Below are 13,330 nucleotides of genomic sequence, written 5' to 3'. Positions count from 1 at the left end.
TTGATCGGGCAATTTGCAGGTAGCTGATCATGTCAGTCCTGTCATCCGAGATTGATGAAACCCTATTTTTAAAAGCGAGTTCAGCTATGCAAGAAAAGCGAATGCGAATTTATTTAGACGATCATTTATCGATGATTGTCGGTGAAATGGAATTGATCGAGCGCTGTCATAACAGCAACCGCAATTCAGAACTTGGATTCTTTTTAATACAACTTCTGTCCGATCTCCGAGTGCAAAAAGAGATTGTTGAGAAGGTGTTCCATTGCTTGGACTTTGAAGTGAGTATCCAAGGGCAGTTGAAACAGGGAGCGGCATGGCTTGCCGAGAAAATTGGACGATTCAAGCTCAATGATTCCTTGCTGGAATACTCAGACTTGAGTCGAGTGGTGGAACTTGAGGCTTTGCTGGCAGTTACGCAAGAGCGGATTGCATTATGGGTAACGGCATAATTTCCCAAGGCATATTGGCGTAGCTACTTTGTTTTGAATACTATATCAAATTGGTATTCGTCATCAAATTCGCTTGAAACTATCAAATGTAGCTGATTACGAGGCTCAAGTATAAGCACGGCATCCCCCACGACTCCGCCATGGTCAAGACAGTAAATGACTCCACGGTAAACGTTTTTTTTCTTATCCCAACTTTGGAACTCGATAATCAATTCACCCTCTGGCATCCCATGCAGTTCAACACGATCAAGCGATTTTCCAAACATGACCACGCTGCCGTCAATGGAAATCCATAGATTGCGAATAAATTCAGGCTCATGCCTTTGAAAAGAATAAAGAGATGCTGTGCAGCATGTCGCTAGTAAAGCAAAAGAAGCGATTACGGACTTTGAGAGGACTTCTACCCGAACCTTGTCAAACAACTTATTGTCAAACCATGTTTTAAGCATTTCAACACCTTACTGATTAGGGAATAAACAGAAGATGTCGGAGACAAAAAAAATGGTGATGCCAAGTTTAGTAGTCACCAGTTAGACTGGGTGCCATATTATTCACACCGAGGGAGGGTAAATTGCACAACGTGGCTGCAACACACTCCTACCATACTTGACATCACCTGCCGACACTCCGACAACGTCGGCAATCCAAAAAAATATTGTGGGGCAGAAGATGACATGAGGCTTGTTGTTGATTTTACAGCGACCCGGTGAAAATGGGTGTGTTAAATCAGAACAGCTAAAACAGGTCGGAATCTTATAAACCTTTTGCAGAGGTTATATAAGCAGTCACACATCATACTTCAACGAAGCTACATACAACTCTTCGATTGCCAGTCCTAAAGAAGAGTTTACCTCTTAGGTTCGAATCTCTCTGGCAATTTTCAGAGTAATCTGCACTTCTGCCCCCTTATCTTAAATGATTTGTGGAACAGTGTCGGAGATGTGTTGACACGAGATTGCAGTCTCATTAGCAACATCTGATATTGTTACTGAAGATTGTAAAGAATGTCAAATGTAATTTTCGAAAAAATAAAAAAAGTTTTGAATATCGATTACCTGTGCAATGAGAGTGTAAAATTCTATTCACCAATTTGCACAATGCATGAACATTATTTGGAGACGAAGGCTGTGGATTTGTTGGGCAGTTGAAATCATTACAGCGACTCAACTTGACAATGACCAACGTCACGGATGCTGGAGTTGCAAAACTTAAAAATCTCACACGACTTCGTCACCTCCGACTCAGCTACACAGGAATTACCGATACTGGAATGAAGTATTTAGATTCGTTTCCCATATTGGAATTACTGGAACTAAGAGATACCCGTGTTACCCAGAGAGCAATTGCCGATTTCATGCGGTCTCACCCGAGATGCAAAGTTACTCCTCCGTAACAATCATGTTTCAGAATTTTTAATTAGAAAATGATTTTTAAAAAGGTGGTGTATGGGTCCCTTTTAATTGCGTCGGGATCTTCTTGAGTGGGTTTATTTAATTGATAAATTTTTGATTCGTAATAAGCATTATTTATCTCACCAGCAATACTTGAACATATCTGGCAGGAAGATCACAGCTGCCCAAGATATTCTTGCAACGGTATTCCTTTTTCTTTTGCTTTCGACTCCAGAGCAGTTAATAAGTCAGAGGGTAATGATATCCTTGAAGAAGGTGGGGATTCCACGAATCCAAATTCAAATCCTAGATTTGCTATTGAATTATCTAGCTCCTGACAGGGACTGCCATCATTGAATGAGTACTTCAATTTAGAAGTCTCCTTCAAGGTTTCTCCCAGATAAAACGTATCCATATCACGATTGTGTCTTTGTACGATCGTTGAACCAGTTTTTCGAAGGTAATCGAGACGCTTGTGGGATAGAGGTTTGTTTTTTTCTCTCCATCTTTTCCACCAGCTTTTTATGGCATTTTCAACCTGATTACCTCTTTGATTTAGGAAGACATATTTCGGATGATCTGAAATGTTTTCTTCAATTGCAATTTGCGTATCCTTCCAAAGAGGATATGAGACAACCGGAGCTGATAATAGTTGATTCAGTTTGTTTCGCTGGTAGACAATTCTGCCTTGTTCTAATCTCAAATTGCTGTGATGCAATTCTGAAACATCAACGTGCCGAAAGCCACAATTAAGAAACAGGAGCAAGAAGCACCGCATATTAGATGGGATGAGTGATAGCAAATTGGAAAACTCTTCACAGGTCCACAACATCGAAGCTCTCTGCAATCGAACATTCCCTTTGCCTTCTGGCACCCGGAAAGGGAACTTTTTCTTGGCCATAAAATCTGATGGCAAATTCAATTTGCACTTTTCTCGACTTGCAGCCCATGTAGTAAACATGCGAAAGACTGAAAAGTAATCTGATTTTGAGTCGGGGGTCAGATTTAGTGAATCAAGATATTTGTGAAATTGTTTAATGTATTCATTATCAATAACGGTAATGTGGTCTTCAAGATTCGCCCAATTACGAAAACTCTGAACTTTGTACCGCCTGTCATGAAATGAATTTTCCTTCAGTCGGCTGCCAACCCAGTCACCAACATCTGCAAGATACTGCTGTAGCCAATATCCAATAGTCTGAGAGACTACTCGATTGTTTTTCGAAGTATTTTTTTTCAGCTCTACGGCATAGCCGGGGATTTCCACATTCTGCTTTTCTCTGAACGTATCTTTAAACAGACTGATTATTTCATCCTCAAATCTTTCTTCAGCAGTCCTTGATGCTTCAGCTAATGCAAGTTGGTATTCATGAAGGGCTTCTTCATATCCTGATTTTGTGTTCGGATGAAAGAAGACTTTAGCCTTGCCTGTTCCTGCAAAATTAAGTTTTCGCCACCCTCCCTTTTTCTTTCCAGCTTTCCACCAGCGTAAAGTGGGCTTTTCGCCAGTTTCCTCGGCGATTCGCTTGAGTGAATCGTAATAATCCATGTTCATCTATCCGGGTGGTATCAGCAGAATGGTATCACTATTACGCAATTATCACCAAAATAAGTGATACCATCAATTCAAATCGTGCTATATTTAAAGGATATTAGAATAATTACTCTTGCTTGACATGCAAGAGGTCACAGATTCGAGTTCTGTCAGGACCACTCGTAAGCAGTTGATACATAATTACTTAAATTGATTCATTTGATTCATGTTTTGATGGGGTTACCCTTTGGATACCCTTTTTCAGATGAATCGATAGGAAATGAGTGCAAATTTTCCTAAGTACTGCTTACACAAACACACAGAACAAGCTTACATTCTGATTGACGGCAATAGACATTATTTAGGCCGCTACGACAGTTCAGACAGCAAAGAGCTTTATTTTCTCAAAATTGCTGAATGGCATGAATCGACTGCCAATCGCAAGGAGGTTGCTCCCTCCCTGGCAGTCAAAGAGTTTTGCACAAGATATCTTCGATTTGTGCAGTGCTATTACCCAAAAGATAAGGTGGATGGTGGATTCAATTTTGCAATGCAACTGACTGTCTTATAATTTTGCACAGCGGTATAGAGTTAGTAATTCCCACCAATTGGATTTTTTGAGAAATTTGTAAGAACTGACATTTTTTTTGCACTTTTCTCAGATAACATACGTCTACATCTCATTGGTATGTTCTCATACAGAATCCATCGGGGTTTCGACGTTCTGTCAAAATCTTTATCGATACGTCTGATGTCGAAACATCTGGCGGCGGCAATTGCTCTCGAAACGGAGTCACGCATTAACTTCCAAGGAGTTTTACAATGCGAAGTTCACTCTCTACTCTAAGATTCCCTCAGCGAATTCAAGCGGCTCTTATACTTACAGGAGCGATTATCCTGTGTCCTTTTACTCTGCAGGCGGAAGAAGCTCCTCCCAAGGCAAGTGAAAATCCGTTGAATGTTGCTTTGAAAGCGTTGTTCTCTCCGAGCCCAGTTCCTGCCTCAACCCCCAAAAATCCCTCCCCTTCCACTCATGAGCAGATCAACTTGATCAAGCTCAAAGAAAAGAATGGTCAGAACACAACAATTCATGCATTGGCTCTCGATAAAGATGGTCGATTACTGGCTGCCTGCGGGGGGACTCGCGTTAGCCGACAGGAGTCGCTTGATGGACCAGCGGTGACGACGATTACTCAGCCGGGCGTAATTAGAGTCTTTGATGCCGAGGGAAATCAGGTCGACAGCTGGAGTGTGCAGATGGCCCCGCAGGCAATTTTTGTGGCTTCGGATGGAGCCATTTTTGTCGCTGGTTATGAAACGATTCTGCAGTTATCACCTTCTGGTGAATTGCTGCACGAAGCGAAGCTGCCTCATGTGGCAGATATGGAAGAGAATACCGATACAATTCGTAAATCGTTGATCGAGCAGATTAAGCAGCAAAGTGCGAGCATGCAGACGTATCTCGATCAGCAGAAAGATCGTCTGGCTGAACTGGAGAAGAAGCCCGAGAGTGAACGAACGGCTTTAGAGAAAAGTCAGATTCAGGCCGCTCAACAGATGGTGGATGCCTATTCCCAGTATGTTGCCACGGATGAAAAAACGATCAACGAACGCGTACTCGCTTCGCTGAATTCCAAAAAGAGCGTCGCCTCTCTGGCAGCAACGAAAGACAATGTCTTTGTCGCAACCTCCGATACTGCCGGCCATGGATTTTGTATCTGGCGGATGTCCCGCGATTTTAAGGACTCCAAAAAGATTGTCACTGGACTTTCCGGCTGCTGCGGAAATATGCACATTGGAGCGGGGAATGGTGAGGTCTATGTCGCTGAAAACGCCCGGCATCGCGTCTGCCGATATGACGAAAATGGAGAGTTGATTACGACGTTTGGGAAGCGTGATCGCGAAGGAGATGAAGGGTTTTCCAGTTGCTGCAATCCAATGAATGTGTTCATCACTGGAGATGGTGAAGTCTACACCTCGGAATCGAATGTCGGTCGTGTCAAACGTTTCACTTCGACCGGTGAATATCAGGAATTGATTGGCGACGTCAGTCTGGTTCCTGGGTGTAAGAATGTTTCGATTGTTGTGACCCCCGATCATGATCGCGTCTACATGATGGATATGACACGCTCGCATATCATCGTCATGAAACGTAAAGCTGCGGATTCAGTCACTACAGTCGAGTGATTGTATTGGGAAACCTAATTGAATAGGAATTCGATGTCCTGGAGATTTTCCAGGCTTCGATTTCTTAAATTCGCTCAGAAGAAAATTGAGCCTTTAATCTTAATGGATGCGCATAATGAAGTTTCTCTCGACTGCTTCAGTGGTTTTGTGTTTGACATGTCTGTTCTTCACTTCTCCAGTCATTGCAGCAGAGAGACCGATAACGATGGTCGTGATGGACCCTTTGGCGGCTCCGCTCTCCTGTCCCTGTGTGGAAGGATACGCCCAGCGCAAATATGAAGTGCTTGGAGATTATCTGGCAGAACGGCTTGGTCGTCCTGTGCAAGTTTTGTTCAGTGAATCGCTGGTGCTGGCTAAGTCGGAGAATAAGATTCAGACCGTTGATATTGTGATCGGTAAAGATTCCGTTGTTCGTTTCGATGCCAGTAAAATTCAGCAACCCGTCAATGCGATTGCTCGCCTGACGGGAAAGGATGGACTGACAACACAATACGGGATGATTCTGGTTCGCCATGATGATTCGGCTCAGAAGATTTCCGATCTGAATGGTTACCGCATTTTCTTCGGCCCGGCTGCAGCCGATGAGAAACATAAAGCTGCTTTGGAGTTATTTAAGAAACAAGGAGTGACGATTTCTGAGAAGCTGGAAATCAGCGAAGCCTGCAGTGACGGGGCTTGTCAGGTTGTTGATTTGGGAGCGGGAAAAGCCGCCGCAGTGATTTCCAGTTATGCCGCTCCTTTGCTGGAAGGCTGCGGGACGATCAAAAAGGGGGATTTGCGTGTGATTGCACAAACGGAACCGGTTCCGTTTGTGACGGCTTTCGTTTCCAAATCGATGGATGCGGAAACTTCGGAGAAAATTGAGCAGGCCATTTTGGAATCGGCTCAGAAACCTGAAATTCTGCTGGCACTGGAAACTCTGTTTGGGTTTGTCAAAATTGAACAAACCGAACAGGTAAAAATAAAATTAGTAAATTCGGCATGGCCGCAGTGGCGCGGTCCAGAGCGTAATGGTCTGTGTGACTGGTTATCTGTACCTCCCGATACCGGACTGCCTCTCAAATGGGAGGTTCCCTTGCAAGGGGAGCCAAATGCGGGCGTTGCTGTTGCTGATGGTCGCGTGTTTGTTGCTGATCGCGATTTTCTCAATCAGTTTGATCGTTTCGTTTGCTTGAATGCCGATTCGGGCGAGTTGCTCTGGCAAATGGTCGTCCCTGCAATTGGTGATCTCGACTACGGAAACTCTTCACGTTCGACTCCACTCGTTCAAAATGACTCTGTCTGGTTTCAGAGCGCATACGGTAATGTGTATTGCTGTCGCGTAAAAGATGGTCAGCTAATGTGGCAGTCCAATGTGATCAGTCAATATGGAGCTGGTCGGGAACTGGTGTGGGGGTTGTGTTCTTCACCATTATTGAGTAATGGCAAGTTGATCCTCAACCCAGGTGGACCGAAGTCTTCACTGGTGGCTTTGAATGCTCAAACTGGGGAATTGCGATGGAGCACTCCGGGAAATGACTATGGATATGGATCGTTCATTGCTGCTCGAATTGGTTCTAAGAATGTTGTGATCGGCCACGATAAAACAACTCTGGGTGCCTGGGATGTTGCGACGGGAAACCGGTTGTGGAGCGTTACGCCTGAAGAGAGTGAAGATTTTAATGTGCCAACACCTCTGATTGATGGGAATCATGTGATAGTGGCAACTGAAAACAATGGATGCCGCGTTTATAAGATGCAGGATTCAGAAAACGATCCACCGAAGTTGATTGGTCATCAACCGTTGTTAAACCCGGAAACTTCTACACCATTACTGGTCAAGGGGATGCTCTATGGCGTTTCTGAAGGAATGTTGTATTGTCTGAAAGTCCCTTCACTTGAGATCGTCTGGAAGAAAACCGCAAACGCATTTCACAGTCATGCCTCTTTGATGAGTGACGGAGAGAGGATTTATCTAGTAGCTGATGGTGAATTATTTGTTTTTAAGGCCGCGTCAGATCGCTATCAGGAACTTGGGCATCAGGAATTGTATGGTCCGGGGACTCCAATTTATTCTCACCCCGCCGTATATAAGAATCATCTATTTACCATTGGTAAAAATCAGCTGCGCTGCTTTGATCTTACGGGAGCGGCAGCATCGAATAATGCTCGGCGATGATCGAAGCTTATTGATTCTGCTGACAGGGTAACTGGCAGGAGACCGTTGTCCCCTTGCCAGGAACAGATGCGACTTTCATGGTTCCTCCCAGTCGTTCGACGACAGTGCGTGCGAGAAAGATGCCCAGTCCCATTCCTTTGCCGGTGCCTTTTGTTGTGAAGAATGGTTCCCCGACACGGGAGAGAATGTGTTCTGGAATTCCTTCTCCCTTGTCTTCAACGGTCAGCTGAAGATTGTTGCCGCTCGAAACCATGTCGACACGCACATCACTTTCAGGAGCAGAAGCTTCCAATGCATTTTTGATCATACCACGTAGCGCTTGGGCAGTAACGTAGGGCTCAAGCATCATGCTGCACCTCTTTGCTGCTGGTGTGATTGTGACAGTGACACGATCCTGATCTTTTACTTCCTTAATGATCAGGTCGAGCAATTCTGCACCGGTGACGTTTATTTTCTTCTCGACGGAGCCTTCACCAGCCTGAGCAGACATGTGATTGAGAATTGCTCGACAGCGATCGAGTTCGGCACGAATAATGGTGACATCTTCGCGGATCTGAGGATCGATATCATGATTCTTGAATGCGTGTTGTAATTCCCCAACGATGACTGCGATTGTTCCGAGCGGCGTAGCCAGTTCATGGGCGGCTCCGGCTGCAAGGGTGCCGAGGGCTTCGAGCTTCTCGCCACGAATTCGTTGCGATTCGAGCAGCCGCAGGTCTTCATCCCGCTGGCGCAGTCGAGAAGTGACAAGTGTGGAAAAGGAGACGATCACTGAAGCACAAGTGATGAAGGCGCAGAAGACACCATTGTGTACCAGAGTGATTTGACTCGTTTTACGAATTGCAGGAAGCAGCTGTTCCAGCCCTTGAACATCGAGTGACTGGTGATCAAATAATAAATAAGCAAAGCAGAAAACCGCAAGAAAATTGAGACACCAGGCTATCCCCGCTTTCAGTTCCACACCAGCCAGGCACAAGTTCACAAAGAAGAAAATCCAGAACGGATTGGTTGGCCCTCCACTGAAATACAACAGGCAGGTTAAGAGGATCAAATCCACGGCCATAACAATGGCCAGGACATAGTGCCAGAGACGAGAATGAGCAGGAGCCACCACCGTTCGACGATAGCTGAGATACCAGAACATCAATATGAGATTGCTAAATGCGGTCACTGCCACCGTTATTAACAGAGGCTCAACATTCAGGGGAACCTGGAACAGTTTCCAGACAGCAAGTATCGTGACAAACTGCCCCAGTACCGCTACCCACCTCAGATTGATAAACCAGTGGACACTGATTGCACCGGGAAAGCGGAAGGTAGCCAGAGAAACGTTACGCAGCGGGGCCGGAGCTTCGTGTGAATTTTGCTCGAATCGTTGCGGGCTCGAAGTCAAAGACTCATCCTCTCTGAACAGCTATGAAACAGAATTATTATCGAATGGAGCCAATCGTCGGTGATCATCAGATTAACAGAAGTTGAACGGAGCCGTGGGCTGCGGAGTGAAGTCACTGAGTTTGCCCTTCAGGTTCGTGCAGGAGCAAGTTCTATTTCTTGAGACTTTCAATGGTCGAGAAATGAGTTTCGATTCTCGTGTCGAGAGGTCCGGGTTCGGCTCCCGGGGCTTCAATGAGTGGAATCAAGCAGTTCTTTCCAATCCACATCAGTTGTTGCTTGATTGGTTTCTTTGCACCAGCCCCGTCATCGATTAAATGTTGAACCGTCTCTTCGATTTCTGGAACCACATCCTTTTTCATCGCCTGAATGGCTGCAGGATTGCTGGAACGTTGTTGCTGAATCTGGCCGTAAATTTCTTTGAAGCGTTGATAGATTGCTTCATCATTCGTGCCTCCAATCATTGAGGGCAGATAGAACAACGCGGCAACGAGCGCAATGGCCCCTAAGGCAATCATATGTTTGGGATCGATCGAGACATCTGGAGCGGAAACGCCACCAAACATTCCCCCAATTTTACTGAAGATCGATTCCCCTCCGCCGGATTTCACTTTAGGTTTTACCGGCATTGGGCGAGGCGGTGTCGGTGTGTAGGTCTGCTGGGGAGTTTGTGTCGGCACATATGAAGCGGCTGGCGGAGTATAGGCCGGAGTCGAAGGAGTTTCCTCTTCTTCAACCTCGGGTTCAGGCGGTGTTTCAACGCGATCATCGAGCCAGGAGTTGAGACGATCGGCAATAATCTTTTTGCGGGCGACTTCGAGTTCTTCCGGAGTTGGTTCTGGGGGAGCTTCGTCTGTCTCCAGATTTTCTTCCAGAGGTTCGATTGGGTCGTCATCGTTTGTAATGGGAGGGGGAGGAGCCTGATTTCGTTTGGCTCGCGACTCCTGAGCTTCCCGAAGGACGCGATTAATTTCTCCCCCGACGACTCGCACATTGGGACTGGCAGCTTCTGCCGACTCAATATTTTCGTGAACATGAACACTACTGCCGAGTTCGAAATCGTCATCATCTGCAGAGTCATCGGTCTCAGGGAACAGTCCGCCAATATCACCGGCGGCAATCCATTGACCATGGACTTGATGACGAATCATATCTTTGGGACCGACATCTCCGCCGACGACCATATTGACGAGTTCATCAAACGGAAAAGGTCCCAATTCCTGTCCGAGTACTTGAGTGTACCAGTGGTCTGCAACGACGCGTTTGACGCTCGCAGAGGACTGACGATCGATCGTAAAATCGTCGATGGAAGGAAGTTGGTCGTCGTCTTGCTGGTTCTTCTGAGCCGATGAATCAGATCCCGATTTGAAATCGATATCCAGATCTTCGAAACTTTCAGCAACCTCGAACTCATCGTGGTTTGGATAGGCAGGTTTATCAGGTTCTGTTTCCATCGTTTTCAGCCACAATCGTCTGGAATTGACGACGATTCATATCGAGAGTCTGTGTTTGGGCAGGTTATGACATACTGAGGTATCATTGTTCCATCAGCTGTCTATATGTTTCATGATGACACTCAAAAGCAGTGGTTTCAAGTGTGAACTGTTTTACTCTGGGGAATGGATGGGGTTGAGTCGTTCCAGGTCGATTGGAGTTTGGAGCAGAGTTGGCTGGAGCGATCGAAGAGGTCGAGTTCCGAGAAAAAGAGCATTGACAAGGCACGTTGACCAGCAGCTGTGATCATAGTTTTGTCGTCCGACCACCAGTTGCTGAGCCCCTGTTCCTGCCAGAATTCGGCATGATCGATCAATGGCACCCCTTCAACGATGGCAACTTCCCGGACAAGGTCAGCCAGTTGATGGAGCGGCTGGATGGATTCATGCCCTTCAGCCATCGGAACGGGTGGGGTTTGAAAAACAGGTTCTGCACCTTGCTCACGCACAACTCCGGCCAGTTGACGTAAGCGTTCGGAATAGTCGAACGGCTTATCGACAGCATATTGCATATCGGCGATTGTCGGCATGATGAACACCGCATCGGCACGGCATTGAAGCAACCCCTGCCTGGTAATTTTGATGAGGTCGTCTATCCCCGCATTTCGGACACCCGCGTTAACGATTAAGTCGGGAAAGCGACGTATTTCCCAGCGAATTCGATGCCGGAACATTTCTGCGTACCCCGGTTCGCCATGATATCGCAACCAGGCGGTTGTCTCATCACCGACAAACATCCAGACCCGAGATTGAGGTTCATGAAGCCAACTGCGTATCAAATTCAATCCCTCGGTTCCGCCAAGCGGTTTACTATCGAGGAGCTCGTTGATATTTCGACGCGATTTGCGTGGTCCGACGGGGAGTGGAGAGACGTCGAGTTTTTTGGGAGGAGCGGGTGTTACGTCTTTGGCTTCCACTTGTTGCGGAATGACCTCAGACTCCTCATTAACGGATTGCTCGCTGGTTTGATTACTGGGGATGTCGGAAAAGACAGAGGTTGGGTCGTCGTCTAATTCCTGCGGGGCGAGACGGCGGCCGAGGGGAACCATTTCGCATTCGACATCGGGAAAATCGGCCAGCACTGCTGAACCGGTCGCCATTCCCTTAACTAGACTGGCAGCACTTCGAGCCAGAATTCCTGAAGTGGATGTTCGGCGTGAAAGATAATCTGCGGAGGCATTCACGATTTTCATCAGTTCGGGATCGAGCAGAATCTGTTCGTCGAAGTGCTCATCATACACAGACGGATTCGCAGCTCTGTCATACGAGACGAGCAGCATTCTGCGTCGACGCGAATGGCGGTCCAACCGAACATGACTTGGCTTGTGTGTGGATCCCAACGAATTCTCGCTTTCCCTGTAATCTCTCGATGCTCTTGAATTTGGATTCTTGAATCCCCTATCAGACTCGAAATGAGGGCATGTTCCAAGGGGAAACTTGCAAAATGTTTCAAATTGGACACCTCGATCCCTAAAACTTACGGACCTTTCCCGTTTTAAAGGGATGTTGCGTAAATGCAGCAGGCCTCACGTCTGTCCGTTTAGTTCCAGTTCAGGACAATTTTTCCGGACATGCCGGAACGCATGATGTCAAAACCTTCCTGAAAATCGCTGTAATGGAAGCGATGAGTAATAATGGGGGTAATGTTCAGCCCGCCCTGAATCATGACGGTCATTTTGTACCAGGTTTCGTACATTTCCCGACCATAGATGCCCTTGATGGTCAACATATTGAAGACGACCTTGTTCCAGTCGATCGCCATTTCTCCTTCGGGAATTCCGAGCATGGCAATTTTCCCGCCGTGGCACATGTTGTCGATCATGTCGTGGAAGGCGTGAGGATTTCCGGACATTTCCAGTCCAACATCAAAACCTTCGTGCATTCCCAGATGTTTCTGGACATCGGCAATCGATTCGCTGCGAACATCGACCACATGAGTCGCCCCCATTTTCTTAGCGAGTTCAAGACGCCAGGGGTTCACATCGGAGACCACGACATATCGAGCTCCGGCATATTGACAAACCGCCGCGGCCATGCAGCCGATCGGACCGGCTCCAGTGATCAACACATCTTCTCCCAGAACCGGAAACGTGAGTGCAGTATGGACGGCATTCCCGAAGGGATCGAAAATCGAGGCGATGTCGCGATCGATACTGTGATCGTGATGCCAGACGTTTGTCATGGGCAACGAAATATATTCCGCAAATGCTCCGGGACGATTCACGCCAATCCCTTTGGTATCGGCACACAAATGCCGGCGACCGGCCATGCAGTTTCGACAGCGCCCACAAACAACATGGCCTTCCCCACTGACAATATCGCCCACACGAAAGTCGGCGACATTGGAGCCGATTTCGACAATCTCACCGACAAATTCATGCCCAACCACCATCGGCACAGGAATTGTTTTCTGAGCCCAGCTGTCCCAGTTATAAATATGGACATCGGTCCCGCAGATCCCTGTGCGATCGATTTTGATGAGAACATCATTGATGCTGATTGTGGGCTCCGGAACATCTTCCAGCCACAAACCTTCTTTGGAATGACTCTTAACCAGTGCCTTCATGAAGTTGCTCTTTCAGTGAGATCAGATACCTTGTGGAAGTTGATTTTAAAGAGTTATAAACCGATTCCTAGGGTCAGAGATCCGCAGTTTTATTTCAGTAAGTATGAACCGATCAGCGCTGTGCAATATCAGGGGATGAATTAATATTCTGGGCACAACA

At 46.6% G+C, this 13,330-nt stretch carries 11 protein-coding genes; 5 read left to right on the top strand and 6 right to left on the bottom strand.

What is annotated here, in order from left to right:
* Positions 1 to 29: 29 nt before the first annotated feature.
* Positions 30 to 449, top strand: coding sequence for a hypothetical protein (locus tag Pan54_RS17155; RefSeq protein WP_146504648.1), 420 nt, complete (start codon positions 30 to 32; stop codon positions 447 to 449).
* A 23-nt stretch (positions 450 to 472) separates the two neighbouring features.
* Here Pan54_RS17155 and Pan54_RS17150 read toward each other — a convergent pair whose 3' ends face one another.
* Positions 473 to 898 (bottom strand): hypothetical protein, encoded by a 426-nt coding sequence (locus Pan54_RS17150; protein ID WP_146504647.1) that lies wholly within the window; start codon positions 896 to 898, stop codon positions 473 to 475.
* Positions 899 to 1,593: 695 nt separating this feature from the next.
* On the opposite strand from Pan54_RS17150, the gene Pan54_RS26830 reads away from it, so the two are divergent.
* Positions 1,594 to 1,842: a hypothetical protein gene (locus Pan54_RS26830; protein ID WP_146504646.1), complete on the top strand. Its 249-nt coding sequence runs from the start codon at positions 1,594 to 1,596 to the stop codon at positions 1,840 to 1,842.
* A 173-nt stretch (positions 1,843 to 2,015) separates the two neighbouring features.
* On the opposite strand, the gene Pan54_RS17140 is transcribed toward Pan54_RS26830, so the two are convergent.
* Positions 2,016 to 3,389: a tyrosine-type recombinase/integrase gene (locus Pan54_RS17140; protein WP_165441821.1), complete on the bottom strand. Its 1,374-nt coding sequence runs from the start codon at positions 3,387 to 3,389 to the stop codon at positions 2,016 to 2,018.
* Positions 3,390 to 3,654: 265 nt separating this feature from the next.
* Here Pan54_RS17140 and Pan54_RS17135 point away from each other — a divergent pair, with 265 nt between their 5' ends.
* The 3 genes from Pan54_RS17135 to Pan54_RS17125 all read left to right on the top strand — a co-directional run bounded on the left by Pan54_RS17135 (position 3,655) and on the right by Pan54_RS17125 (position 7,719).
* Positions 3,655 to 3,945, top strand: coding sequence for a hypothetical protein (locus Pan54_RS17135; protein ID WP_146504644.1), 291 nt, complete (start codon positions 3,655 to 3,657; stop codon positions 3,943 to 3,945).
* A 251-nt stretch (positions 3,946 to 4,196) separates the two neighbouring features.
* Positions 4,197 to 5,561, top strand: coding sequence for a hypothetical protein (locus tag Pan54_RS17130; protein WP_146504643.1), 1,365 nt, complete (start codon positions 4,197 to 4,199; stop codon positions 5,559 to 5,561).
* Between the two features lie 115 nt (positions 5,562 to 5,676).
* Positions 5,677 to 7,719: an outer membrane protein assembly factor BamB family protein gene (locus Pan54_RS17125; RefSeq protein WP_165441820.1), complete on the top strand. Its 2,043-nt coding sequence runs from the start codon at positions 5,677 to 5,679 to the stop codon at positions 7,717 to 7,719.
* Positions 7,720 to 7,726: 7 nt separating this feature from the next.
* Here Pan54_RS17125 and Pan54_RS17120 read toward each other — a convergent pair whose 3' ends face one another.
* The 4 genes from Pan54_RS17120 to tdh form a co-directional block, all read right to left on the bottom strand.
* Complete coding sequence (locus Pan54_RS17120; RefSeq protein ID WP_146504641.1) at positions 7,727 to 9,112, bottom strand: ATP-binding protein; 1,386 nt, start codon at positions 9,110 to 9,112, stop codon at positions 7,727 to 7,729.
* A 151-nt stretch (positions 9,113 to 9,263) separates the two neighbouring features.
* Positions 9,264 to 10,565: a DUF4339 domain-containing protein gene (locus Pan54_RS17115; RefSeq protein ID WP_146504640.1), complete on the bottom strand. Its 1,302-nt coding sequence runs from the start codon at positions 10,563 to 10,565 to the stop codon at positions 9,264 to 9,266.
* A gap of 137 nt (positions 10,566 to 10,702) precedes the next feature.
* The gene (locus Pan54_RS17110) at positions 10,703 to 11,944 is read right to left on the bottom strand and encodes an SGNH/GDSL hydrolase family protein (RefSeq protein ID WP_146504639.1); all 1,242 of its coding nucleotides are present in this window, start codon (positions 11,942 to 11,944) and stop codon (positions 10,703 to 10,705) included.
* Between the two features lie 200 nt (positions 11,945 to 12,144).
* Positions 12,145 to 13,170: an L-threonine 3-dehydrogenase gene (gene tdh / locus Pan54_RS17105; RefSeq protein WP_146504638.1), complete on the bottom strand. Its 1,026-nt coding sequence runs from the start codon at positions 13,168 to 13,170 to the stop codon at positions 12,145 to 12,147.
* Positions 13,171 to 13,330 lie beyond the last annotated feature (160 nt).

It is taken from the genome of Rubinisphaera italica (assembly GCF_007859715.1).
Taxonomy (GTDB): domain Bacteria; phylum Planctomycetota; class Planctomycetia; order Planctomycetales; family Planctomycetaceae; genus Rubinisphaera; species Rubinisphaera italica.
The sequence above is the reverse complement of the archived record's forward strand: the minus strand, read 5'-3'. Positions and strand labels throughout refer to the sequence as shown.